This window comes from Solilutibacter pythonis (assembly GCF_003697345.1).
In the GTDB taxonomy this organism is placed as follows: Bacteria; Pseudomonadota; Gammaproteobacteria; order Xanthomonadales; family Xanthomonadaceae; genus Solilutibacter; species Solilutibacter pythonis.
In genome coordinates this window covers 123931-147060 of sequence record NZ_RFLY01000001.1, presented here as the reverse complement: position 1 = coordinate 147060, position 23130 = coordinate 123931, and the positions used below count along the sequence as shown (strand labels likewise).

Below are 23130 nucleotides of genomic sequence, written 5' to 3'. Positions count from 1 at the left end.
TTACTGGCCCAGACGGTATGCGGCGAGATTGCCGGCCACATCCTGGACCAGCAGGATGCCGTCGGCCACCACCGGCTGCGCCCGCACGCGCTTGCGCGAGACCCGGGCTCGAGCGGCGATCTTGCCGTCCTCCATCCGCAGCCAGTGCAGATAGCCATCGTAATCGCCAACCACCACGTACTCATCCTGTACCGCCGGCGCGGTCACGCTGCGGCGGACGAAGGCCGGCTGCTGCCACATCGGCGCGCCGCCGCTGCGATCGAGCGCCCAGACCACGTCCTTGGCATCGGTCACGGCGAGGCGGCTGCCCCCCAGGCCAACGCCACCGACGCCCCCATTCTCCTGTAGCCACAACACACGGCCGGTCGGCGCTTCGATCGCCATGGTCCGCGGCTTGAAGCTGGAGACGTAAAGCAGCGTGTCGTCCAACACGGGCTGTCCATCGACATCGTTCATGCGGTCGAGTTCGCTGCGACCTTCCGGCTGCGCCACGGTGGCCTCCCACAGCTCGCTGCCATCGGCGCTGGACAGCGCGGTGACGCGGCCATTGTCGTTACCCACGAACAGGTAACCCGGGCCGAGGGTGAGGCCGGCATTGCCGCGCACGGTCAGCGCCGGCATGTCGGCGCGCCAGCTCCAGCGCCGGCTGCCATTGGCGGCATCGAAGGCGGTGACGCGGCCATCGTTGGAGCGCACGAACACCAGCCCGCCGCCCACCGCCGGAGCGGCAATCACTTCGTTCTGCACCGTGGCCTTCCAGCGCTCGGCGCCACTGGCCTCGTCCAACGCGACCACCTCGCCATCGAGGCTGCCAGCCACCACCAGCCCCTCGCCGACACCCGGGCCTCCGACCCAACGCGATTTCTTCTCACCATTCCAGGTCCACAGGGTCTGGCCGCTTTGAAGATCGATGGCGCGCACGCCACTGTCGCCGCCGCCGGCATACACCTTGCCACCGGCCACCACCGGGCGCTGGCGCGCACCGGAACGCCCTTCGCCCTTGCCGAGGCCGACCGTCCACAGGCGCTGCGGCGAAGCGGTCGGGGTGAAATCAACCAATTCGGCGGGCTTGTTCGCCTTGTCGTTCTTGCTGCCGAACCAGCCTTTGACGGTGGTGCATCCCGACAGCGCGATAGCGCAGGCGAGCAGGCCGGTCACTTGGAACAGAGTACGGTTGCGATACATGAAATTTCCTTCTGGACGAGCGGTGCGCGCGGCACACCGTCTGGGGATTCTGGAATCAGCCGGCCTTGCCGTCTTCGGGATTGCCGCCGACCTCGGCCAGCTTGAGCTCGACCAGTTGACGCTGCGGTGAACCTTCCTCGAGGCTGCGCAACGCCTGCTGGTAGGCGGCCTTTGCCAAGCTCCCCTGCCCCAGCCTGGCCTGAGCGTCGCCAAGAATTTCCAGCGCAGCGGCATCGCTCCCCTTGCCAAGCAGCGCCACCGCCTCGGCCGGCTTGCCGGTATCCACCAGCAGACGGGCGATGCGCTGGTCGATCACGGCGCGAATACCGGCATCGCCCGTCTTGATCTTACGCAGCAGCGCCAGAGCTTCGGCTTCCTTGCCCATATCGACCCGGGCCTTGGCCAGTTCCAGACCAGCGAGCGCGGCATAGGGCGTATCCACGCCAATCTTGTCGTAGGCCTTGGCCGCCGTCTCGGGCGAGGCCACCAGTTGTTTCTCGAAGTCGGCGTAGGCCATCGCCTGCGACTGGCTTTCGGCGGCTTGGCGACTCTGCCACCACTGCCAGCCATAGATCAGGCCGAGACCCAGGCCAATGCCGCCAATCAGGCTCAGCGCATTGCGTTGCAGCCACGAGCGGACGCGTTCGCCCTGCTCGTGTTCGTTCAGAAGTTCATCCATTGCTTTCGGTTTCTCTTGCCGCGCGGGGCGCAGCGTCATTCGACGGGAAAGGGTTCCCGCGGGCTTGCAAGGGCTTGAGGGGTGTCAGGCCGTCACGGTGCCGGGGTTGCGGGCGATCCGTCAGAGGATACCGCAAAGCGCGCGACGTTCGACTTCAGCCAAGGGGTCATGTCCAGCGCTTCGCCGGCACGCAGCACCCGGACTTCCGAGGCATTACCGATCACCACGCGCCCCAATTGGCCCGGCGCGAACTGGCGACGGTCCCCGGGCTTCATCAAGCCCTTCTCCAGCGTGCTGCCATCGGGGGCATAGAACTGCACCCAGCTCTCGCCATCGAATACGAAGCCCAGCGCGGCGGCAGGTGCGACCGGTTTTTTCGGCAGCGGCGCCATCGAAGCGGTCACTGGCAACTGGTTGGAGGACATCTCGGACCGGGTGCCATCCAACGCCATGCCCTTGGCGGCGGCCATATCCTGATCCGACACCGGCGAGCGGGTCAACGCCATCCAGGTCGGGATCACCAGGCCCAGGGTCATCACCACGTAGACGATCTTGGTGCCGAGTTGGTTAAAGAAACGCTCCCAGCCGGAAACATGCTCGCGGCTTACCAGTTGCACCGGCCGCACCGGGGCGACGTCGGCGTCGGCCAACAGCGATTCCGCGTCCAGTCCAAGGCGGCGCGCATAGCTGCGCAACTGGCCCCGGACGAACACCGGGGCGCCCAGCTTCGACCAATCGCCCGACTCCAGGGCGGCCAGCGTCCTGACCGGCATATGCAATTCCGCGCTGAGCGTTTCCAGCGAGAGACCGGCATGCTCGCGCGCTTGTCGCAAGCGCTCGGCACTGGCGGCTTGGGATTCGTGGTGGGGGCTGCTGCTGTTCATCAGGATCAGTTCCCGGTTTTGGTCGCGGCGGCGGGGAATTCGTTTTGAAGACGCTGCTGGTACTGGGCGGCGGCGCGCGCATCGCCAAGGCGAGTCTCGATCCGCACGGCGGCCCGCAGGGTCTGGGCATCCACGGCTGGCAAGGCAAGCCGGCGCTCGGTGAAGGCGCGAGCCTCCATCCACTGCCCCTGCTTTTCGGCCAGGCCGGCCAGCTTCTCCAGCGCCAGCGCGTTCTCCGGATCGAGACGGATCGCCTGCCGTAGATAGCCGTTGGCACGCTCGTCCATGCCCGCCTGCACCGAGCAGGCACCGGCATTGGCCAGGATGCCCGCGCGCGAGGATTCATCCTGCGCGCCCTGCAAGGCGTAATCGAACACCGCCAGGGACTCCCCGGCGCGGCCGCTGCCGCACATCCAGGCGGCGTAATTACCGACCTCGCGCGAGCGGCCGCCGGACATCTCCGCCGCCTTCTTGAACCAGTCGCCGGCTTCGGCGCTACGCCCCAGACGTTCGTTCAAGGCGGCCATCACCGTATGGGCGTCGACCGACGCCGGATCGGCCTTGAGCGCCGCGCGCACCAGCCGCTCGGCCTCGGCCGGATTGCCGTCCTGCAACGCGCCGGATGCCTGCACCACCTGCTGCTGGGCGGCCATGCGCGCCTTCACCACCGGGCTGTCACGCGCCACCACCGGCTGACGCACCTGCTCGATCTTGACCTTATCCAGATTGGGCTTGATGAAGGTCAGGCGATTGCAGCCAGTGGCCAGCAGCAATCCGGCGATGGATATCCATGCGATCAAAAGTCGCTCAAGCCGCCGCATCGAATCCCCCTTCCGAAGCCTTCAGCCGCTTGGCGTGCTCGGCCTGGCGACGGGTACGGTCGAGCACCTGCCCCTTGAGCTGACCGCAGGCGGCATCGATGTCGTCGCCGCGCGTGCGGCGCAGCGGCGCCACCAGCCCGGCATTGTTGAGCACCTTCTGGAAGGCGCGGATGTCCTCGTCGCCGGAACGTGCATAGCGGGTGCCGGGAAACGGGTTGAAGGGGATCAGGTTGACCTTCGCCGCGTCCTTCATCTGCACGCGGCGGTCGAAATCGCGCATCAACCGGGCCAGCGCGCGGGCATGCTCGGGCTGGTCGTTGACGCCTTTCATCAGGGTGTATTCGAAAGTGACCGATTCGCCCTTCTTGCGCATCGCGTAACGCACGCAGGCGTCCATCAACGTGGCGATGCCGTACTTGCGGTTGAGCGGCACCAGCTCGTTGCGCAGTTCATCGAATGGCGCGTGCAACGAAACCGCCAGCGACACGTCGCTCTCGGCGCCGAGGCGGTCGATCATCGGCACCAAACCCGCGGTCGAAAGCGTGACGCGCTTGTTGGCGAGGCCGTAGCCCAGGTCGTCGCGCATCACGCTCATCGCGCGGACGACGTTGTCGAAGTTCATCAACGGCTCGCCCATGCCCATCATCACCACGTTGGTGACGCGGCGCTGGCGATGCGGCACATTGCCCAGGCGCCTGGCCGCCACCCACACCTGCCCGACGATCTCGGCGGTGGAGAGGTTGCGGTTGAAGCCTTGCGTCGCGGTGGAGCAGAACGAGCAGTTCAGCCCACAGCCCACCTGCGAGGACACGCACAACGTGCCGCGCCCCTTGTCCGGGATGTAGACGGTCTCGATGGCGTTGCCGCCATCCATCCCCAACAGCCATTTGTGGGTGCCGTCCCCGGAACCCTTGTCGAACAGCACGTTGGGGACGACGATCTCGGCGCTGTCTTCCAGCTTGGCGCGCAGCGCCTTGCCGAGATCGGTCATTTCCTCGAACGTGGTGGCATGGCGGTGGTGAATCCACTTCATCACCTGCTGGGCGCGGAAGCGCTTTTCGCCGAGCGTCTCGACGAAGAACGCCTCAAGCCCCGCGCGATCGAGTTCGAGCAGGTTGCGCTTGCCCGGGACAGCCGCCGTCTTCGACGCGACGGGCGCGCCCTGGGCCATCAACGGTTGCATGGTCTCGCTCACATCTCCTGCCCGTTGGCCGCGCCCGCGGTCTCAGCGCGCGTGGACGTCGGTGGCCGGGAAGAAGTAGGCGATTTCGATCGCGGCATTCTCCAGCGAATCCGAACCATGGACGGCATTGGCATCGATGGAATCGGCGAAGTCGGCGCGGATCGTGCCCGGCGCGGCTTCCTTCGGGTTGGTGGCTCCCATCAGTTCGCGATTCTTCGCGACCGCGCCTTCCCCTTCCAGCACCTGGATCATCACCGGGCCGGAGATCATGAAATTGACCAGCGCGCCAAAGAACGGGCGCTCGCGGTGGACGGCATAGAAGCCCTCGGCCTCCTGCTTGGAAAGCTGCTTCATCTTCGAGGCAACCACCTTCAGACCGTTCTTTTCGAAACGGGTGTAGATCTCCCCGATCACGTTCTTGGCGACGGCATCGGGTTTGATGATGGACAGGGTGCGCTCCAGCGCCATGGCATTCTCCGGGTTTCGGTGTTCCACGGGCAATAGCCCGCGAACGGGTGGTCGTCAATTTGGCGAAAAATCGCGGGCTTACGCGAATAATTGACGGGTAGTCTAGCGAATGCTTGACGCCACGTACACAGCCTGTCCAAAGGGCGGCGGCGGTCTTCCGGGGCATCGCTCCCATGCGGCGGCGCAACATGACGGGGGCATCCACCCGCCCTAGAATCAATCGCTCGTTTGAATCGCACGCTTGCCATGGCCACCGGCCAGTTCAACACCAAAGACCGCATCCTCAACGCCGCCGAGGGACTGTTCGCCCAGCAGGGGTTTTCCGGCACCTCGTTGCGCGAAGTCACCAGCCGAGCCGATGTCAACATCGCCGCGGTCAACTACCACTTCGGCAGCAAGGAAAACCTGATCAACGAGGTATTCCGCCGACGCATGGACGAAATGAGCGCCGCCCGCAGCGATTTACTGAAGCAAGCCGTCAGCGAATACCCGGGCGAGATCGCACCGATCCTGCGCGCTTTCGTGATTCCGGCCCTGGCGGTATCTCAGGATCGCGGCGGCGGCGTGGCGTTCATCCGCGTCATCGCCCGCGCCTACGCGGAGAAGAACGACGGCCTTCGCGCTTTCCTGTCCTCACGTTATGGCCATGTGCTGCGCGATTTCGCCAAGGCGTTGTCCGGCTGCCTGCCTGGGCTGTCGAAGGAGCAGTTGTACTGGCGTCTGGATTTCGTCGCCGGCGCACTCACCTATGCCATGGCCGATTTCGGCGCGATCAAGCGCCCGCACGATGTCGGCGAGGACGAGCACCGCCAGCGCGCAGCCGCCGAATTGATCGCTTTCGCCGAAGCCGGGCTCAGGGCCGCCCCATGAGCCGCCAGCCAACATCCGCAACACCCGCAACCCCTCCGGCGCCGAACCCGGCCCACCCTACCCACTGGAGCCTGACATGTCCGAAAAACTCCTGATCCGCCGCGTCGCCGTGCTGGGCGCAGGCGTGATGGGCGCGCAAATCGCCGCTCAACTCGTCAACGCCGGCATCGATACCGTGCTGTTCGACCTTCCAGCCAAGGAAGGCGACAAGAACGGTATCGTGCGGAAGGCCATCGCCAACCTCGCCAAACTTTCGCCGGCGCCGCTCGGCGCGAAGTCGCTGGCCGAGGCCATCGTGCCGGCCAACTACGAGGACGATCTGGGCGAACTCGCCTCCTGCGATCTGGTCATCGAGGCCATCGCCGAGCGCATGGACTGGAAACAGGACCTGTACCGGAAGATCGCGCCGCACGTGCCCGCGCATGCGATGCTGGCTTCGAACACGTCCGGCCTGGGCATCAACAAACTGGCCGACGTGCTGCCGGAAGCGCTTCGCCACCGTTTCTGCGGCGTGCATTTCTTCAACCCGCCGCGCTACATGTATCTGGTCGAACTGATCCCGACCCGCTACACCGAGCCGCGCGTGATGGAGGGGCTGGAATCCTTCCTGACCAGCTACGTCGGCAAGGGCGTGGTGATCGCTCGCGACACGCCGAACTTCATCGGCAACCGCATCGGCGTGTTCTCGATCCTGGCCACGATGCACCACACCGCCGGCTTCAAGCTCGGTTTCGATACCGTCGACGCACTGACCGGCCCGTTGCTGGGCCGTCCGAAATCGGCCACCTATCGCACCGCCGACGTGGTTGGCCTCGACACCATGGGCCATGTCGTCAAGACCATGGCCGATACCCTGCCCGATGACCCCTGGCACGAATACTTCGCCGCGCCGGACTGGCTGAAGGCGCTGGTCGAGAAAGGCGCGCTGGGACAGAAGACCGGCGCGGGCATCTATCGCAAGGTCGGCAAGGACATCCTCGTTCTCGATCTCGCCGCGCAGGATTACGCCCCCCAGAGTGCGGGCGCCGCGCCTGAAGTGGTCGAAATCCTGAAAGAAAAAGACCCGACCAGGAAGTTCGCCGCCCTGCGCGGCAGCGAGCACCCGCAGGCGCAATTCCTGTGGGCGGTCTTCCGCGACCTGTTCCACTACGCCGCCTTCCACCTGAAGGACATCGCCGAGACCGCGCGCGACGTCGACCTCGCTATCCGCTGGGGCTACGGCTGGAAGCTCGGCCCGTTCGAAACCTGGCAGGCGGCCGGCTGGAAGCAGGTGGCGGAATGGATCGCCGAGGACATCGCCGCCGGCAAGGCCATGAGCACCGCCCCGTTGCCGGCCTGGGTACTGGCGCGCGAAGGCGTGTATTCGGCCGAAGGCAGCTACAGCCCGACGCAGGACAAGCTGCTGCCGCGCTCCGCCCTGCCCGTCTACCAACACCAGCGATTCCCCGACCCGGTGCTGGGCGAGAAATTCGCCCAGGGCAGGACCGTGTGGGAAAACGAAGGTGTGCGCCTGTGGGCCGACGACGGCGAAGAAATCGCCGTACTCAGCTTCAAGACCAAGCTGCACACGGTCAACGACCACGTTCTGAACGGCGTGCAGGAAGCGATCGCCATTGCCGAAAAACAGTTCAAGGGCATGGTGATCTGGCAAGCGTCCGAGCCGTTTTCCGCCGGCGCCGATCTGGCCGGCGCGCTCGGCCTGCTGAAGGACGGCAAGGTCGACCAGTTCGAGGCGATGGTCGCCAACTTCCAGAAGACCAGCCAGGCCATCAAGTATTCGCTGGTGCCCGTGGTGGCCGCCGTGCGCGGCCTGGCCCTGGGCGGCGGCTGCGAATTCCAGATGCATTCGGCCAAGACCGTGGCGCATCTGGAAAGCTACATCGGGCTGGTGGAGGCCGGCGTTGGCCTGTTGCCGGCCGGTGGCGGCCTGAAGGAGTTCGCCGTGCGCGCCTCGCAGGCGGCCGGCGCGAACGGCGATGTCTTCGCCGAGCTGAAGAAGGGCTTCGAGGCCGCGGCGATGGCCAAGGTTTCCAGCTCCGCGCTGGAAGCCAAGGAGCTGGGCCTGTTGCGCCAGAGCGATCGTATCGTGATGAACGCCTACGAGCTGCTGACCGTCGCCAAGGCCGAGGCCCGGGCGCTGGCCGACGCCGGATATCGACCGCCCTTGCCCGCGCGTCACATCCGCGTGGCCGGCGATGTCGGCATCGCCACTTTCAAGATGCTGCTGGTCAACATGCTGGAAGGCCGTTTCATCAGCCCTTACGACAACGAGATCGCCACCCGCATCGCCACGGTGATCTGCGGCGGCGGGATCGACCGCAACGCGATGGTGGACGAGGAATGGCTGATCCGTCTGGAACGCCGGCACTTCGTCGAGCTGGCGCAACAGGACAAGACCCAGGCCCGCATCGAACACATGCTGAAGACCGGCAAGCCGCTTCGTAACTGATCCGCGACGACACAGGACACGCACACATGAGCAAGCAAATCCAAGACGCCTACATCGTCGCCGCCACCCGTACTCCGGTCGGCAAGGCACCGAAAGGCATGTTCCGCAACACCCGTCCCGACGACATGCTGGCGCATGTATTGAAATCGGTGGTGGCGCAGGCGCCGGGCATCGACACTTCGCGCATCGATGACGCCATCATCGGCTGCGCCATGCCCGAGGCCGAGCAAGGCATGAACGTGGCGCGCATCGGCGTGCTGCTGGCGGGCCTGCCCAACACGGTGGCCGCGCAGACGGTCAACCGCTTCTGCTCCTCCGGCTTGCAGGCGGTGGCGATGGCCGCCGACCAGATCCGCCTCGGCCATGCCGACCTGATGTTGGCCGGCGGCACCGAGAGCATGAGCATGGTGCCGATGATGGGCAACAAGGTGGCGCTTTCGCCGGCGGTGTTTTCCAGCAACGAGAACACGGCCATCGCCTATGGCATGGGCATCACCGCCGAGAAGGTCGCCGAAGAGTGGAAGGTGAGCCGGGAGGCGCAGGATGCGTTCGCCGTGGCTTCGCACGAGAAAGCGCTGGCGGCGATCGCCAAGGGTGAGTTCAAGGAGGAGATCACGTCCTACGACATCGTCAGTCATCTGCCCGACCTGGCCGACGACACCATCCTGACCCGCAACCGGATGGCGGATACCGACGAAGGCCCACGTCCCGGCACCACGATGGAAGCCCTGGCCAGGCTGAAGCCGGTATTCCGCAACGCTCAATTCGGCGGCACCGTGACCGCCGGCAACAGCTCACAGATGAGCGATGGCGCGGCGGCGGTGCTGTTGGCCTCGGAGCAGGCGGTCAAGGATTACGGCCTGACGCCGCTGGCCCGCTTCGTCAGCTTCTCGGTGGCCGGCGTGCGCCCTGAAGTGATGGGCATCGGCCCGATCGCCGCCATCCCCAAGGCGCTGAAACAAGCCGGCCTCACCCAGGATCAGCTCGACTGGATCGAGTTGAACGAAGCGTTCGCCGCACAGGCGTTGGCCGTGATCGGCGATTGCAAGCTGGACCCCGCCAAGGTCAACCCGCTGGGCGGCGCCATCGCGCTCGGCCACCCGCTCGGAGCCACCGGCGCGATTCGCACGGCCACCATCGTCCACGGCCTGCGCCGGCACCGGCAGAAATACGGCATGGTGACCATGTGCATCGGCACCGGCATGGGCGCGGCGGGCGTGTTCGAAGCGCTGTGATCGCGCAAAAAACCGTCATTCAGCACTGAAAACGCAACGGGCCGGGATGACATTCCCGGCCCGCTTCGTTTCGTGGTATCCGCCCGGCGAGGTCGTGCCGAACCGCCGCCCGCCGCTTCAGGCCAGGCGCGCGCCGTTCGATACTGGCCGCTCGGTGGTGGCGATCACCACGCCATCGTCGGTGTGGAAGCCGGTCAACAGGAATTCGGACATGAAACCGGCGATCCGCTTCGGCGGAAAATTGATCACGCCAAGGACCTGCTTGCCGAGCAGAGATTCCGCGTCGTAGAGATCGACGATCTGCGCGCTAGTCTTTCTGACGCCATGCGGGCCGAAATCCACCCAGACTTTCCAGGCCGGCTTGCGCGCCTCGGGAAACGCCTCCATCCGCACCACCGTCCCGATGCGGAATTCGACGCGCTGAAAGGCGGCCCAATCGATCGGCGCGGCGGTTTCATGCACCGCGCTCACAATTCCACGACGCCAAGTTCGGCCAATGCCGCTTGCATCATCCGGCGCGCCTCGCCGCTCAGCAGCTCGTGGTCGAGGGCATAACGCACCGTGGCCTCGATCAACCCAAGGTGGGTGCCGCAATCGAAACGGGTGCCGTGGAAACGGAAGGCATCGACCCGCTCGCCTTCCAGCAGGGCGGCGATGGCATCGGTGAGCTGGATTTCACCACCCGCGCCCTGCCCGGTACGTTCCAGCAGATCGAAGATGCGCGGCGAAAGCACATAGCGCCCGACAACGGCGAGATTGCTGGGCGCCTCGGCCGGGTCGGGTTTCTCGACGATCCCACGGATACGCCCGGCCTGGCCGTCGAAATCTGGCGCATCGACGATACCGTAGCTTTTCGTCTGCGCCCGCGGCACGTCCTGCACCGCGATCACGCTGCCGCCAGTACGCCCGGCATGATCGGCCATCTGCTTCAATGCGCCATCGCCACGGCTCCAGATCAGGTCGTCCGGCAGCAGCACGGCGAACGGCTCGTCGCCGACCACCGCCCGCGCGCACAACACCGCATGCCCCAGGCCCAGCGCCTCGGGCTGGGTGACGAAGATCGCGCGCACGCCCTGGGGCAGCACATCCTTGATGAGCGCCAACTGCTTGGCCCTGCCGGCCTTTTCCAGCTTCTGTTCGAGTTCGTAGGCCTTGTCGAAGTAATCCGCGACGGCATGCTTGTAACGGTTGGTGATGAAGATCAGCGTGTCGCAGCCGGCATCGACCGCTTCATCGACCGCATACTGGATCAGCGGCTTGTCGACAATCGGCAGCATTTCCTTGGGTACGGTCTTGGTCGCCGGCAGGAAGCGTGTGCCGAGACCGGCAACCGGGAAAACCGCCTTGCGAATACGGGGCTGGGACACGAACGACTATCTCCTGTGCTGGCGACTGCGCCGATGAGGGAATGGAACGATGATGCCGGCATCGGCGGGATCATTCTCGGCCGGCGAAAACTCCGGCACCGCCTGTTGCAGCCAACGCGCCAGGGCGGCCTCGTCATAACTGGCGACAGCGACGCGGATGCCTTCCAACGCCACCTGCAACGAAGCGACTTCCAGTTCCCGCACTTCGCCCTGCAATATCTTCGGATGTGCGGTACGGCGGTATCCCTCCTCCGCATGAAACAGGGTTTCGTGCAGCTTCTCGCCAGGGCGCAAGCCGGTATAGACGATAGCGATGTCGCGGCCGGGCTGCTTGTCGGCCAGACGGATCATCTGCTCGGCAAGGCGGCGGATCGGCACCGGCTCACCCATGTCGAGGGTATAGATGGCATCGTGCGCGCCGATCGCCGCCGCTTGCAGGATCAGTTGGCAGGACTCGGGAATGGTCATGAAGAACCGGGTGACTTCCGGGTGGGTGACCGTGACCGGCCCACCCAGGCGAATCTGCTCGCGGAACAGCGGCACCACGCTGCCGGCCGAATCCAGCACGTTGCCGAAACGCACGGTGACGAAATGGGTGCTGCTGTAGCGCGCCTGCAACTGGCAGAGCGATTCGGCCAGGCGCTTGCTGGCCCCCAGGACGTTGGCCGGATCGACCGCCTTGTCGGTGGAGATCAGCACGAAAGTCCCCACGCCGGCCTTGTGCGCGGCACGGGCGACGGTTTCGGTGGCCAACGCATTGTTACGCAGCGCCTCGCGCAATTGCCCCTCCAGTACCGGCACCTGCTTGTAGGCGGCGGCATGGAATACCGCTTCGATATCGGCCTGTCGCAGTGCGTGGGAGATGACGGCGGGATCGCCGCAGTCGCCCAGGATCGGCGTCCGGCCGACCGCGGGAAAATCGCGCGCCAGCTCCTGCTCCATCCGCATCAACGAGAGTTCGTCCTGCTCGATCAAGGTGATCTGTGATGCGCCGTTTCTCACGCACTGACGACACAACTCGGAACCGATCGAGCCACCGGCGCCGGTGACCAGCACGCTGCGCCCGCCCAGCCAGCCACGGATGGCCTGCCAATCGGCGGGAACCGATTCACGCCCCAGCAGGTCCTCGATCGCCACTTCCTTCAACTCACCCGGCAAGGAGCGCCCGCTCAACACATCGTGCAGGCGCGGCACCATGCGGAACGGCAGGCCGGTGGATTCGCAGATCGAGATCACCCGTTCCATCCGGTCGGCGGGCAGCGACGGCATTGCGATCACCAGCAGGCGGGCGGCGGTTTCACGCGCGATGTCGCCGGCCTCGTCGATCCGCCCGAGCACCGGCATGCCGTGCACACGGGTTCCGCGCAGGCGCGGCGCATCGTCGAGCAGCCCTACCGGCATGTAAAGCGGCGAGCGCAGCAGATCCCGCACCAAAGCTTCGCCAGCCTGGCCGGCGCCGAGGATCAGTGTTCGGGTGGCCGATTCGCGGCTACGCTCCTGGCTGGAATCCTTCCAGGCGCGATAGACCAGGCGCGGCATGCCAAGCAGCGCCACCAGCACCGACGGATACATCACCAGCACGATCCGCGGCACGCCTTCCAGACGGTTGTAGAGGAAAAGACCGATGACGATACCGGTCAAACCCAGCACCGCCGCTTTCAGCAAATTCGCCAGATCCGGCATGCTGGCGAATCGCCAGAGCCCACGGTACAACCCCACCCCGTGGAATACCGCGCCCTGCACCGCCAGCACGACCAGAAGCTCCAGCAGGTCGAACGGTGGCATCGGCCCGGCCGGAAACAGGTTGTAGCGGATCCAATACAGACCCTGCCAGCACAACCCGACCATCGCCAGGTCATGCAACATGATGAGCAACCGCGGCAGTGCGGATGTCCAGCGTTCACGCAACGACAGCATCATGCTTGGCTCCCGTTCCTTGCTTTCGAGGGGCGACGCAACCATCGCCAGACGATCGCACCGGCCGAGTACCATCCGCTCAGCGCAAGCATGATAAACCGCCAATCCTCCGTCATGGCCCAGTAAGCCCAGCAACCGCCAGCCAACGTCCAAGCCAGGTAGCCCAGCGTGACCGGAACGTGGCGCCCCAGCCGCCTCACCGCCAATTGATAACTGTGGCTGGAATGTGCCTGCCACCAGCGCTCGCCCCGCCACATTCGTCCGGCCAACGTCAAACCGGCGTCAATCAGGAAGGCCGAAAGCGGAAACAGCAGGAGCATGCCCGCCTGCCGGTCGGCCATCGCCGTCGTCGCCCATACCACGGCCAGGCCGTAGCCGAGCGCGCCACTGCCGACATCGCCCATGAATATCTTCGCGCGCGGGAAATTCCAGACCAGGAAACCAGCGGCGGCGCCCACCACCACCAATGCCCACGTCTTCCCCACCCCCGCCGCGAGCAGAAAGAACGCACAGCCGGCCACCAACACCGCCTGCGAAGCGGCGATGCCATCGATGCCATCCATGAAGTTCCAGATGTTGGTCAGCACAAGCGCGGCGACGAAGGCGGCCACGATCAACCAGACCGGCCACCCCAGGCCGTACCCGGCCACGGCCAGCAGCGCCGCCGCCACGGCATGCACGAGCAGACGCAAGATGGCTGGCAGGGGGCGATGGTCATCCCACCAGCCGATACCGCCGACCAGGGCAAGCCCCGCCGCGATCCAGCCCCAGGCGGCGGCCTCGCCCAGCGCAAGACCAACACAGGCCACCACCATCACCACGCCCATGGCGATACCGCCACCACGCGGGGTGGCGACCCTATGATTGCGGCGGGCATCGCCGGGAAGATCGAGCAATTGTCGATGCAGGGCGTAACGCCTGGCGAGACCGGTGCCCGCCAGGCAAACCAGGCATGCCGCCGCGAGTATCCACTCGCCGGCGGTCATACCACCGCGTAGTTCAACAGCGGTTTCACCGTGCCCCACTGGCGGCAACTCGGGCATTGCCAGTGGTGCGAACGCGCCCCGAACCCGCAGTTGCCGCAGCGGTAGCTGGGATTACGCACCAACAACTGGTCGGTGATGCGGCCAAGCTCGTGCAGCGTGGACATCGGATCGCTGGCATCGGCCAGGGTGAGATCGATCAGCGCCGCCTCGCCACGAACCGAGGGACGATCCTTCAATTGCCGGGCAAGGTACACACGGGCCGCATGCACCCCTTCCTCGCGCTCGGTCAGCCGGGTCAATGCCAGCACCGGGGCGACGCCCGAATAGTGCTCGGTCATTTCGGTAAGGAAGCGGTACGCGCCGGGAATGTCGCCGGTACGCTCGTAGCACTGCAACAGCGTCGGCAAGATGTCGGGCAGGTAGTCCGAATCGTGCCGGGCGGCGCGCTCGAATGCCTTGATCGCGGCGGCATCGTTACCGGCGGCGGCCTCGATCCGGCCCTCCAGCATGCCGGGCCGCACCGCGTCGGAATCGGCCGCATAAGCGCGGGCGATGGCCGTGCGCGCCGCATCGAGATCACCATTGGCGCGATGGCGCTCGGCCAGTTCGCATTCGAACATCGCGATCAACCTGCCCATCGGCTCGCCGGTGGCGACCTCGTAGCGGTGAGCGTTCTCGATCGCCCGATCCCAATCGCGTTCGGACTGGAAAATGTCGATCAAATGACGCAGGGCCTGTGGCGCGCGCTGATCGAGGACGGCCAGTTCGCCGAACACCGTTTCCGCGCGGTCGAGCAGGCCGGATTTCATGTAGTCCTCGCCCAACGCCAGCAGTGCCTGCGCGCGCTGGGCGTCGGATAGATCCTTGCGCTCGACCAGCGCCTGATGCAAGCGGATCGCACGATCGACCTCGCCACGGCGGCGAAACAGGTGCCCAAGCGCGACCTGGGTCTCGAAAGTCTCCTTGTCGAGTTCGGCGATGTGCAGGAACAGTTCGATCGCCTTGTCCGGCTGCTCGTTCAACAAGTAGTTGAGGCCACGGAAATAGGTGGTGGAAAGCTTGCTGACCTGGCTGTCGCTATGACGCTCGCCGCCGCGACGGCCGATCACCCAGCCCATCACCGCCGCGGCGGGCAGCAGCAGGACGAACCAGAACCATTGATCAAGGAAGGCCATTCGATGGAGTCGCGATAGTCAGTCGGCATCGTCCCAGACTTGCCGTATCGGCGGCAAGCCGGTCCGTGGGGCGAGGCTCAGGCGTCATCGCCGACCGGCGTGACTTCGCTGACGCGTTCGCGCAGTTCCTTGCCGGGTTTGAAATGGGGAACGTACTTAGCCGGCAGCGCGACGGCATCGCCGGTCTTGGGGTTGCGGCCGGTACGCGGCGGCCGGTAGTGCAGCGAGAAACTTCCGAAGCCGCGCACCTCGATGCGCCCGCCACTGGCGAGACTGGCGCTCATCATATCCAGCAGCGTGCGTACGCCGAGTTCTACGTCTTCGGCCTTGAGATGACGCTGGCGCTGGTTGAGGAGTTCGATCAGTTCCGACTTGGTCATTCCACTGACTCTGAAACCGCCCGTGCCGACATGGCCGCAGGCAGATCACGACGGCGGCACCCCAAGGTGCCGCCGCCGGCATTGCATTGACGCGGGTTACTCGGACTTGCCGAGCTGCTCGCGCAGCAGGGCGCCGAGCTGGGTGGTACCGCTGGCGGCCTCCGCATGGCTGCGGTTGTACTCGGCCAGGGTCTCGTTCATCTCGTCCTGATCCTTGGCGCGGATCGAGAGCTGCATGACTCGGCTCTTGCGATCGGTGCCGATGATCTTGGCCTCGACTTCGTCGCCCACCTTCAATACGTGCGAGGCATCCTCAACGCGATCCTGCGAGATGTCGCGGGCGGCCAGATAGCCTTCCACACCATCGGCCAGTTCGATCACCGCGCCCTTGGCATCGACTTCCTTCACCGTGCCCTTGACCACCGAGCCACGGCTGTTGGAAGCGACGTAGGAACCCATCGGGTCCTGCTCCAGCTGCTTGACGCCGAGCGAAATGCGCTCGCGCTCGGGATCGACCGCCAGCACCACGGCATCGACCGTATCGCCCTTCTTGAAGTTGCGAGCCAGGTCTTCGCCGTTGGTGTTCCAGCTGAGGTCGGACAGATGCACCAGACCGTCGATGCCGCCGTCCAGACCGATGAAGATGCCGAAATCGGTGATCGACTTGATCTGGCCGGAGACCTTGTCGCCCTTCTTGTGGATGACGGCGAAGGTTTCCCACGGGTTCGAGGAGACCTGCTTCATGCCCAGCGAGATGCGGCGACGCTCTTCGTCCACGTCCAGCACCATCACTTCGACTTCGTCACCGACCTGCACCACCTTGGAGGGGTTCACGTTCTTGTTGGTCCAGTCCATCTCGGACACATGCACCAGGCCCTCGACGCCCGGCTCGATTTCGACGAACGCACCGTAATCGGTCACGTTGGAAACCTTGCCGAAGGCGCGGGTGTTGGCCGGATAACGACGCGAGATGTTGTCCCACGGATCCTCGCCCATCTGCTTCAGGCCCAGGCTGACGCGATTGCGCTCACGGTCGTACTTCAGCACGCGCACGTCCAGCTCCTGGCCAACCTCGACCACTTCGGACGGATGACGAACGCGCTTCCACGCCATGTCGGTGATGTGCAGCAGGCCATCGATGCCGCCCAGGTCGACGAACGCGCCGTAATCGGTCAGGTTCTTGACCACGCCCTTCAGCTTGGCGCCCTCGACCAGCTTCTCCAGCAGCGCCTCGCGCTCCTCGGAGTGCTCCGACTCCACCACCGCGCGGCGGCTGACCACCACGTTGTTGCGCTTGCGGTCGAGCTTGATGAGCTTGAACTCCAGCTCCTTGCCTTCCAGGTAGACCGGATCGCGCACCGGGCGCACGTCCACCAGGGAACCGGGCAGGAAGGCGCGGACGTCCTTGATGTCGACGGTGAAACCGCCCTTGACCTTGCCACTGATGCGACCGGTGATGATGTCGCCCTTTTCGAGTGCTTCTTCCAGCTCGTCCCAGACCATCGCGCGCTTGGCTTTCTCGCGCGAGAGCACGGTCTCGCCGAAGCCGTTCTCGATGGAATCCAGCGCCACCTTCACCTGGTCGCCGATGCCGACGTCGATTTCGCCGGCCTCGTTCCGGAACTGTTCGATCGGCACGATGCCTTCGGACTTCAAGCCGGCGTTGATCACCACCACGTCGTTGCGGACATCCACGACAGTACCGGTGACGATGGCGCCCGGCTTCAGCTTGGCCAGCTGCTGCTGACTCTGTTCAAACAGTTCGGCAAATGATTCGGTCATTTCTATTCTCTAGGTTGATCTTCAGAACCGGACGCGGGTCGATCGCGGTGCGTCTGGCTCCACCCGTTGTCGGCGCGGGCGGGATTGCCCATGGCCGTGAGTGTTGAAGTGGAAAACCGCCGGAATCGCTTCCGACGGGCGTGTCCTGCTGGTCGAGGCCGTACCGCGCGGGCGTCAAGGCCGGGCCGGTTCGTGGCGCATTCCATCAAGGAGCGCCAGTACGCGGGCCACCACCGCTTCGATGCCGATGCCGGTGGTGTCGATGACGACAGCATCCGGCGCCGGCCTGAGCGGCGCGACCGCCCGGCTGGCGTCTCGCTCGTCACGGGCGACGATCTCGCCCAGCAGACTGCTCAGCTTAACGGAAACCCCTTTTTGCATCAACTGCTTATGCCGCCTCTCGGCACGCTCCTCGGCGCTCGCGGTCAGGAACACCTTGTGGCCGGCATCGGGGAAAATCACCGTTCCCATGTCGCGGCCATCCGCCACCAGGCCCGGCGGCCGGCGGAAACCATGCTGCATCTCCACCAACGCCGCGCGCACGCCGACCATCGCCGCGATGGCCGAGGCCGCGGCGCCGCTGGTCTCCAGCCGCAGCCGGTCGGTGGCGTCCTGGCCGTTGACGATCACCCTGGGCTCGCCCTGGGCGTCGTCACGGAACTCGATGCGCGTACGCCGCGCACACGCCTCCACCGCCGCTTCGTCCCCCAGATCCACGCCCTCCCAGGCCGCGGCCACACCGACCGCGCGATAAAGCGCACCGGAATCGAGATAATGCCAACCTAGACGCTCCGCCACCCGCCGGCTGATGGTGCCCTTGCCGGAGCCGGAAGGCCCGTCGATGGTCAACACGGGAATGGCGATTCGGGCGGCTTCGGTGGCGTCGTTCATGCCGGCCAGTTTAACGAAGCACGGACCTGACCGGACGCCTCCACTCCAACCCCTTGAGCCCGCAAGGATTTTACTGGTATCATGCCGGGCTTCGTTATTCCCATCCGTTTCGCCATCAGAGGTTTGTCATGAAGGTCCTGTCCTCCCTGAAGTCGGCGAAGGCCCGTCACCGCGACTGCAAGGTCGTTCGCCGTCGCGGCAAGGTCTTCGTGATCTGCAAGTCCAACCCACGTTTCAAGGCCCGCCAGCGCTGAGAAACCAAACACGGGGCATTGCTTCAGCCCCTCTCCACGGCCGGGGCCGTGGCCGACAAGCCGCCCTTGGGCGGCTTTTTCGTGCCGGCAAATTCGCTGCGCCGGCCAGCCCGCGTGTATACGGCGCCATGCAGATCCGAAAAGCTGAACTAGAATCGGCAACATCCCGCGACCGGAACCTTGCCATGCCCCGCCTACCGATCCTCGCCGCCTGCGGCCTTCTGCTCATGCTCCCCCGCGCCCACGCCGACGTGCTGCTGGCCGAGCGTATCAAGCAGAAAGATGGCACCACCAAACCCACGCGCGGCACCCGCATGGCCGAGGTGGAGCGCCACTTCGGCGCGCCGCAATCGCGGCTCGATCCACGCGGCGGCCAGAAGCGCCAGTGGCCGACCATCGAGCGCTGGGTCTACCCCGCCTACACCGTCTATTTCGAACGCGGCAAGGTGATCGACGTGGTACTGAATCAAGCCTCGCCCAACGAGCTGCCCCCGAAACCACCGATTCGCTGAGCCGTCCTTTCTCCCTTTCCCCTCGCCGTGAAACGCGGCTGCCCGCCATTGCCCCATGACCGAGAACCTATTGCGCCTGCCTGCCGAATGGGAACCCCAATCGGCCATCCTCATCGCCTGGCCTCACGCCGAGACCGACTGGGCCGAGCATCTCGGCGAAGTCGAAGAAACCTACATCGCACTGACCGCGGCGATCACGCGCTTCCAGCCGGTTGTCGTCATCGTCGGTGACGACGACGTCGAGGCCTATGCCGAGGCGCGCCTGCGCTCCAACCGCATCGACATGGCGCGTGTGAGTTTCGTCACCGCTCCCTACGACGACACATGGCTGCGCGACAGCGGCCCGATCACCCTCACGGCCGGCCCGGCGGCGTTCCGCCTGCTCGACTTCCGCTTCACCGGCTGGGGCGGCAAGTTCGAAGCCGGCGACGACGACCGGCTGATCGAACGCCTGCGCGCGCAAGGCGCACTGGGGAGCGCCCAACACGAGTCGATCGATTTCGCGCTGGAGGGCGGCGCCATCGACAGCGACGGCGACGGCACGCTGCTCACGACCTGGCAATGCCTGTCCCTGCGCCACCCCGGCGCCAGCCGCGAGGCATTGACGGCGAAGCTCTGCGGCTGGCTGCGGCAAGAGCGCGTGCTCTGGCTCGACCATGGCTATCTGGAAGGCGACGACACCGACGCCCACATCGATACCCTCGCCCGCTTCGCGCCGGATCACGCCATCGTGTTCCAGTCCTGCGACGACACGGACGATTCCCACCACGCGGAACTGAAGGCGATGGCCGACGAAATCGCCGCGCTGCGCACTCGCGACGGCCGGCCGTACCGGCTGTTCCCGCTGCCGTGGGCCAAACCGATCCTGGACGAAGGCCGCCGGCTGGCCGCCAGCTACGCCAATTTTCTGGTCGTCAACGATGCGGTGCTGATGCCGGCCTACGGCGACGACGCCGACGAGCGCGCCGCCACCGTGCTGGCCACGGCGTTCCCCGGGCGCGAAATCGTGCAGGTACCATGCCGCCCCTTGATCCGGCAGAACGGCAGCCTGCATTGCATCACCATGCAACTTCCACGAGGGCTTCGCTGATGTCCCGGTACAAGACCCTGCCCGTCGCCCTGGTGCAGGAAAGCAACCACGGCGACGCCGAAGCCAATCTCGCCCAAGTCGAATCGCGCGTGGCCGAGGCCGCCACACGGGGCGCGAAACTGGTGCTGTTGCAGGAGCTGCACAACGGCGCGTATTTCTGCCAGCACGAATCGGTGGATGAATTCGACCTGGCCGAGACCATCCCCGGCCCTTCCACCGAACGGCTCGGTCAGTTGGCGAAGCGCTACGGCGTGGTGCTGGTGAGTTCGCTCTTCGAAAAGCGCGCCGCCGGCCTTTACCACAACACCGCCGTGGTGTTCGAAGCCGACGGCGGCATCGCCGGAAAATACCGCAAGATGCACATCCCGGACGACCCCGGCTTCTACGAGAAGTTCTATTTCACCCCCGGCGATCTCGGCTTCACCCCGATCGACACCTCGGTCGGGCGGCTCGGCGTGCTGGTGTGCTGGGACCAGTGGTATCCCGAGGGCGCACGCCTGATGGCGCTGGCCGGCGCCGAGCTGTTGCTCTACCCGACCGCCATCGGCTGGGAGCCGGACGATAGCGAAGACGAGAAGACCCGCCAGCGCGACGCCTGGGTGCTCTCGCATCGCGGACACGCGGTGGCCAACGGGTTGCCGGTGCTCTCGTGCAACCGCGTGGGTCACGAGCCATCGCCACTCGGTGCATCCGGCATCGATTTCTGGGGCAACTCGCACATACTCGGCCCGCAGGGCGAGTTCATCGCGGAGGCCGGCGCCGAACCGACGATCCTGATGGCCGAGGTGGACATGCAACGCAGCGAGCACGTGCGCCGGATATGGCCGTTCCTGCGTGATCGCCGCATCGATGCCTATGGCGACCTGACCCGGCGCTACCGCGACTAAGCCCCCCTGGCATGGCCGGCACTCCACGAGAAGAACACACGATGCAAGAAGATTTCGACTGGCGCGGCCAGCCGCATGCCGTCGTCGAACGCGACGGCGTCACCTACACCCTGCTCGGCACCGCGCACGTCTCGCAGGCCAGTGTCGACGCCGTGCGCGCGGCGATCGGCGGCGGCGAATTCGACGCCGTGGCGGTCGAACTGGACACGCAACGCCACGCGGCGATGAACGACCCGGAGCAGCTTGCCAAGCTCGACATCGTCAAGGTGATCCGCGAGAACAAGATCCCGATGTTCGCCGCCAACCTCGGCCTGGCCGCCTACCAGCGACGGCTGGCCGAGCAGCTCGGCATCGAGCCTGGCGCCGAACTGAAGACCGCGGCTGGCGAAGCCAAGGCGCGCGGCCTGCCGACGCACCTGATCGACCGCGACATCGGCCTCACCTTCAAACGCGCCTCCGAACGGCTGGGCTGGTGGCAGCGCGCCAAGCTGGGCGGCGGCATCCTCGCCTCACTGCTGTTCGACGAGAAAGTCGAGGACGACGCCATCGAGAAGCTGAAGGAAGGCGACATGCTGGAAGCGAGCTTCGCCGAATTCGCCGAAGGCAGCCCGGTGCTGTACGAAACGGTGATCGCCGAGCGCGATGCCTACATGGCGGCGAAACTCCGCCAGAGCGCGGGCGATTCCAAGCGCGTGCTGGCGGTAATCGGCGCGGGGCATCTGGCCGGAACCGCGCGCCACCTGCGCGAGGACGAGGATCTACCCGCCGATGCGCTGGAGCGCCTGGAAACGCTGAAGCCGAAATCGGACATTCCGTGGTTCACGATCTTTCTCGCCGTCTTCGTGCTGGGCGGATTCGCCTGGGGGTTCTGGCGCGGTGGATTCGATGTCGGCGCGAACCTGATTGGCTACTGGGTGGCGCTGACCGCGGGGCTTGGCGCCCTTGGCTGTCTGCTCGCCGGCGGGCACCCTCTGAGCATCCTGGCCGCCGCGCTCGCCTCGCCGGTAACGCCCCTGCACCCGGCGCTGGCCTCGGGCATGGTCAGCGCATTGGTGGAGGCCGGCCTGCGCAAACCGACCTACGCCGACTTCATGGCGCTCCGCGACGACGTGACCTCGCTACGCGGCGCATACCGCAACCGCGTCTCGCGGATCATGCTGGTGTTCTTCCTGACCAACTTCGGCACCATGATCGGCGTCTGGCTGGGCGGGGCAAAGATGCTGGGCAAACTGATCGGCTGAAGGCCGATCCGCCGGCAAGCGACATTCCCCCTGGAGCCAACGATGAAAAATCTCGCACACCGCCTCTGCGCCTCCCTCCTGCTCCTCGCCAGCAGCGGGCTGAGCGCGCACGTACCCTTCCTGAAACCCAACCAGTTTCAGGTCGAGCATCCGCGCCTGCACATCGAATCCGCCTTCACGGAATTGCCGTTCCAGGCGGATTTCGCAATGGACTCACCGAATTTCGTGATGGTCGGCCCCGACGGCAAGCGGACACCGCTGACCGCCACCGCCCGCACCCCCGCCGCCGTCTATCTCGAACCGCGGCTGGCGGGCGAAGGCAGCTACCGGATCAGCACGGGCGTCAGAAAAGGGCCGAATTACCACGCCGTGGAAACCGCCGGAGGCAAACTGTATTTCGCCGACGACATGGCGCGCCACCGCGGCCAACCGGCACGGATGCAATATTTCAGCCGCGCCGATGCCCATATCAGCCAGGGCGAAGCCAATTACGCGCCGCGCCCGTTCAACGAGGGCATCGAGATCATTCCCCTCTCCGCCCCTACCGCGCTGACACTGGGCGACAGCCTGCGCTTGCGCGTATTGCACGACGGCAAGCCCGTCGCCCATGCGCGCATCGTGATCGCCGAGGACAACGAACATTACCGCCATCACCGCATCGAGGATCTCTACGATGTGGAGAACATCCGCGCCAGCAACCTGCACGCCGATACCAATGGCGAATTCACCCTGAAACCGACGCGCGCCGGCCTGATTTATCTCCTCACCACATCGCACAAGAAAACCGGCCCCGGGCTGTGGGAAAGCCACAACGCCGCGCTGACGCTCGAAGTGCGGCTGCCGAAGCCAGAGTGAGCGCTGCCACCACCCTTCG

General features: G+C 65.7%; 23 protein-coding genes. 9 read left to right on the top strand and 14 right to left on the bottom strand.

Annotated elements, in window-relative coordinates; all coding sequences use genetic code 11:
* From bamB to ndk, 6 genes are all read right to left on the bottom strand, one after another.
* Nucleotides 1–1185, bottom strand: a complete 1185-nt coding sequence (gene bamB, locus EBB59_RS00705; RefSeq protein WP_122100233.1) for an outer membrane protein assembly factor BamB — start codon at nucleotides 1183–1185, stop codon at nucleotides 1–3.
* Between the two features lie 55 nt (nucleotides 1186–1240).
* Complete coding sequence (locus EBB59_RS00700) at nucleotides 1241–1864, bottom strand: YfgM family protein (RefSeq protein WP_158601674.1); 624 nt, start codon at nucleotides 1862–1864, stop codon at nucleotides 1241–1243.
* Nucleotides 1865–1956: 92 nt separating this feature from the next.
* On the bottom strand, nucleotides 1957–2748 hold the full coding sequence (locus EBB59_RS00695; protein WP_122100231.1) for a helix-turn-helix domain-containing protein: 792 nt from the start codon (nucleotides 2746–2748) through the stop codon (nucleotides 1957–1959).
* 5 nt (nucleotides 2749–2753) lie between these two features.
* Nucleotides 2754–3548: a tetratricopeptide repeat protein gene (locus EBB59_RS00690; protein WP_158601673.1), complete on the bottom strand. Its 795-nt coding sequence runs from the start codon at nucleotides 3546–3548 to the stop codon at nucleotides 2754–2756.
* Nucleotides 3549–3555: 7 nt separating this feature from the next.
* Complete coding sequence (gene rlmN, locus EBB59_RS00685) at nucleotides 3556–4752, bottom strand: dual-specificity RNA methyltransferase RlmN (RefSeq protein ID WP_245978864.1); 1197 nt, start codon at nucleotides 4750–4752, stop codon at nucleotides 3556–3558.
* Between the two features lie 42 nt (nucleotides 4753–4794).
* A complete protein-coding gene (gene ndk / locus EBB59_RS00680; RefSeq protein ID WP_122100228.1) occupies nucleotides 4795–5220 on the bottom strand; it encodes a nucleoside-diphosphate kinase in 426 nt (141 codons plus the stop codon).
* 246 nt (nucleotides 5221–5466) lie between these two features.
* On the opposite strand from ndk, the gene EBB59_RS00675 reads away from it, so the two are divergent.
* From EBB59_RS00675 to EBB59_RS00665, 3 genes are all read left to right on the top strand, one after another.
* On the top strand, nucleotides 5467–6090 hold the full coding sequence (locus EBB59_RS00675; RefSeq protein ID WP_122100227.1) for a TetR/AcrR family transcriptional regulator: 624 nt from the start codon (nucleotides 5467–5469) through the stop codon (nucleotides 6088–6090).
* A 76-nt stretch (nucleotides 6091–6166) separates the two neighbouring features.
* Complete coding sequence (locus EBB59_RS00670) at nucleotides 6167–8539, top strand: 3-hydroxyacyl-CoA dehydrogenase/enoyl-CoA hydratase family protein (RefSeq protein WP_122100226.1); 2373 nt, start codon at nucleotides 6167–6169, stop codon at nucleotides 8537–8539.
* Between the two features lie 26 nt (nucleotides 8540–8565).
* A complete protein-coding gene (locus tag EBB59_RS00665; RefSeq protein ID WP_122100225.1) occupies nucleotides 8566–9774 on the top strand; it encodes an acetyl-CoA C-acyltransferase in 1209 nt (402 codons plus the stop codon).
* 117 nt (nucleotides 9775–9891) lie between these two features.
* Here EBB59_RS00665 and EBB59_RS00660 read toward each other — a convergent pair whose 3' ends face one another.
* The 8 genes from EBB59_RS00660 to cmk form a co-directional block, all read right to left on the bottom strand.
* The gene (locus EBB59_RS00660; protein WP_122100374.1) at nucleotides 9892–10236 is read right to left on the bottom strand and encodes a tRNA-binding protein; all 345 of its coding nucleotides are present in this window, start codon (nucleotides 10234–10236) and stop codon (nucleotides 9892–9894) included.
* Nucleotides 10237–10241: 5 nt separating this feature from the next.
* The gene (galU, locus tag EBB59_RS00655) at nucleotides 10242–11141 is read right to left on the bottom strand and encodes a UTP--glucose-1-phosphate uridylyltransferase GalU (protein ID WP_122100224.1); all 900 of its coding nucleotides are present in this window, start codon (nucleotides 11139–11141) and stop codon (nucleotides 10242–10244) included.
* A gap of 6 nt (nucleotides 11142–11147) precedes the next feature.
* Nucleotides 11148–13058 carry a polysaccharide biosynthesis protein gene (locus EBB59_RS00650; protein WP_122100373.1) on the bottom strand — a complete coding sequence of 637 codons (1911 nt, stop codon included), beginning with the start codon at nucleotides 13056–13058 and terminating at the stop codon, nucleotides 11148–11150.
* Nucleotides 13058–14044, bottom strand: coding sequence for an MraY family glycosyltransferase (locus tag EBB59_RS00645; RefSeq protein ID WP_122100223.1), 987 nt, complete (start codon nucleotides 14042–14044; stop codon nucleotides 13058–13060). The genes EBB59_RS00650 and EBB59_RS00645 overlap by 1 nt, the downstream gene beginning before the upstream one ends.
* Nucleotides 14041–15219 carry a lipopolysaccharide assembly protein LapB gene (gene lapB / locus EBB59_RS00640; protein ID WP_122100222.1) on the bottom strand — a complete coding sequence of 393 codons (1179 nt, stop codon included), beginning with the start codon at nucleotides 15217–15219 and terminating at the stop codon, nucleotides 14041–14043. Before lapB ends, EBB59_RS00645 begins: the two co-directional genes overlap by 4 nt.
* Nucleotides 15220–15296: 77 nt before the next feature.
* Nucleotides 15297–15599 carry an integration host factor subunit beta gene (locus tag EBB59_RS00635; RefSeq protein WP_122100221.1) on the bottom strand — a complete coding sequence of 101 codons (303 nt, stop codon included), beginning with the start codon at nucleotides 15597–15599 and terminating at the stop codon, nucleotides 15297–15299.
* Nucleotides 15600–15695: 96 nt separating this feature from the next.
* Entirely contained in the window at nucleotides 15696–17381 is a 1686-nt protein-coding gene (gene rpsA / locus EBB59_RS00630) for a 30S ribosomal protein S1 (RefSeq protein WP_122100220.1), read from the bottom strand.
* A gap of 174 nt (nucleotides 17382–17555) precedes the next feature.
* Nucleotides 17556–18272, bottom strand: a complete 717-nt coding sequence (gene cmk, locus EBB59_RS00625) for a (d)CMP kinase (protein ID WP_122100219.1) — start codon at nucleotides 18270–18272, stop codon at nucleotides 17556–17558.
* Between the two features lie 128 nt (nucleotides 18273–18400).
* On the opposite strand from cmk, the gene ykgO reads away from it, so the two are divergent.
* The 6 genes from ykgO (at nucleotide 18401) to EBB59_RS00595 (ending at nucleotide 23111) form a co-directional block, all read left to right on the top strand.
* Nucleotides 18401–18526, top strand: a complete 126-nt coding sequence (gene ykgO / locus EBB59_RS00620) for a type B 50S ribosomal protein L36 (protein WP_010342887.1) — start codon at nucleotides 18401–18403, stop codon at nucleotides 18524–18526.
* 185 nt (nucleotides 18527–18711) lie between these two features.
* Nucleotides 18712–19038, top strand: coding sequence for a hypothetical protein (locus tag EBB59_RS00615; RefSeq protein ID WP_122100218.1), 327 nt, complete (start codon nucleotides 18712–18714; stop codon nucleotides 19036–19038).
* A gap of 55 nt (nucleotides 19039–19093) precedes the next feature.
* Nucleotides 19094–20128, top strand: coding sequence for an agmatine deiminase family protein (locus EBB59_RS00610; RefSeq protein ID WP_122100217.1), 1035 nt, complete (start codon nucleotides 19094–19096; stop codon nucleotides 20126–20128).
* A complete protein-coding gene (locus EBB59_RS00605; RefSeq protein ID WP_122100216.1) occupies nucleotides 20128–21015 on the top strand; it encodes a carbon-nitrogen hydrolase in 888 nt (295 codons plus the stop codon). Before EBB59_RS00610 ends, EBB59_RS00605 begins: the two co-directional genes overlap by 1 nt.
* Before the next feature lie 41 nt (nucleotides 21016–21056).
* Nucleotides 21057–22256: a TraB/GumN family protein gene (locus EBB59_RS00600; RefSeq protein WP_211327663.1), complete on the top strand. Its 1200-nt coding sequence runs from the start codon at nucleotides 21057–21059 to the stop codon at nucleotides 22254–22256.
* Between the two features lie 42 nt (nucleotides 22257–22298).
* The gene (locus tag EBB59_RS00595; RefSeq protein ID WP_122100214.1) at nucleotides 22299–23111 is read left to right on the top strand and encodes a DUF4198 domain-containing protein; all 813 of its coding nucleotides are present in this window, start codon (nucleotides 22299–22301) and stop codon (nucleotides 23109–23111) included.
* The last annotated feature ends 19 nt before the right edge of the window (nucleotides 23112–23130 follow it).

Coding starts and splice junctions, on each gene's coding strand:
- bamB (WP_122100233.1), bottom strand. CDS start 1,185: ATGTATCGCAACCGTACTCTGTTCCAAGTGACCGGCCTGCTCGCCTGC.
- EBB59_RS00700 (WP_158601674.1), bottom strand. CDS start 1,864: ATGGATGAACTTCTGAACGAACACGAGCAGGGCGAACGCGTCCGCTCG.
- EBB59_RS00695 (WP_122100231.1), bottom strand. CDS start 2,748: ATGAACAGCAGCAGCCCCCACCACGAATCCCAAGCCGCCAGTGCCGAG.
- rlmN (WP_245978864.1), bottom strand. CDS start 4,752: ATGCAACCGTTGATGGCCCAGGGCGCGCCCGTCGCGTCGAAGACGGCG.
- ndk (WP_122100228.1), bottom strand. CDS start 5,220: ATGGCGCTGGAGCGCACCCTGTCCATCATCAAACCCGATGCCGTCGCC.
- EBB59_RS00675 (WP_122100227.1), top strand. CDS start 5,467: ATGGCCACCGGCCAGTTCAACACCAAAGACCGCATCCTCAACGCCGCC.
- EBB59_RS00670 (WP_122100226.1), top strand. CDS start 6,167: ATGTCCGAAAAACTCCTGATCCGCCGCGTCGCCGTGCTGGGCGCAGGC.
- EBB59_RS00665 (WP_122100225.1), top strand. CDS start 8,566: ATGAGCAAGCAAATCCAAGACGCCTACATCGTCGCCGCCACCCGTACT.
- EBB59_RS00650 (WP_122100373.1), bottom strand. CDS start 13,058: ATGCTGTCGTTGCGTGAACGCTGGACATCCGCACTGCCGCGGTTGCTC.
- EBB59_RS00645 (WP_122100223.1), bottom strand. CDS start 14,044: ATGACCGCCGGCGAGTGGATACTCGCGGCGGCATGCCTGGTTTGCCTG.
- lapB (WP_122100222.1), bottom strand. CDS start 15,219: ATGGCCTTCCTTGATCAATGGTTCTGGTTCGTCCTGCTGCTGCCCGCC.
- EBB59_RS00635 (WP_122100221.1), bottom strand. CDS start 15,599: ATGACCAAGTCGGAACTGATCGAACTCCTCAACCAGCGCCAGCGTCAT.
- rpsA (WP_122100220.1), bottom strand. CDS start 17,381: ATGACCGAATCATTTGCCGAACTGTTTGAACAGAGTCAGCAGCAGCTG.
- cmk (WP_122100219.1), bottom strand. CDS start 18,272: ATGAACGACGCCACCGAAGCCGCCCGAATCGCCATTCCCGTGTTGACC.
- ykgO (WP_010342887.1), top strand. CDS start 18,401: ATGAAGGTCCTGTCCTCCCTGAAGTCGGCGAAGGCCCGTCACCGCGAC.
- EBB59_RS00615 (WP_122100218.1), top strand. CDS start 18,712: ATGCCCCGCCTACCGATCCTCGCCGCCTGCGGCCTTCTGCTCATGCTC.
- EBB59_RS00610 (WP_122100217.1), top strand. CDS start 19,094: ATGACCGAGAACCTATTGCGCCTGCCTGCCGAATGGGAACCCCAATCG.
- EBB59_RS00605 (WP_122100216.1), top strand. CDS start 20,128: ATGTCCCGGTACAAGACCCTGCCCGTCGCCCTGGTGCAGGAAAGCAAC.
- EBB59_RS00600 (WP_211327663.1), top strand. CDS start 21,057: ATGCAAGAAGATTTCGACTGGCGCGGCCAGCCGCATGCCGTCGTCGAA.
- EBB59_RS00595 (WP_122100214.1), top strand. CDS start 22,299: ATGAAAAATCTCGCACACCGCCTCTGCGCCTCCCTCCTGCTCCTCGCC.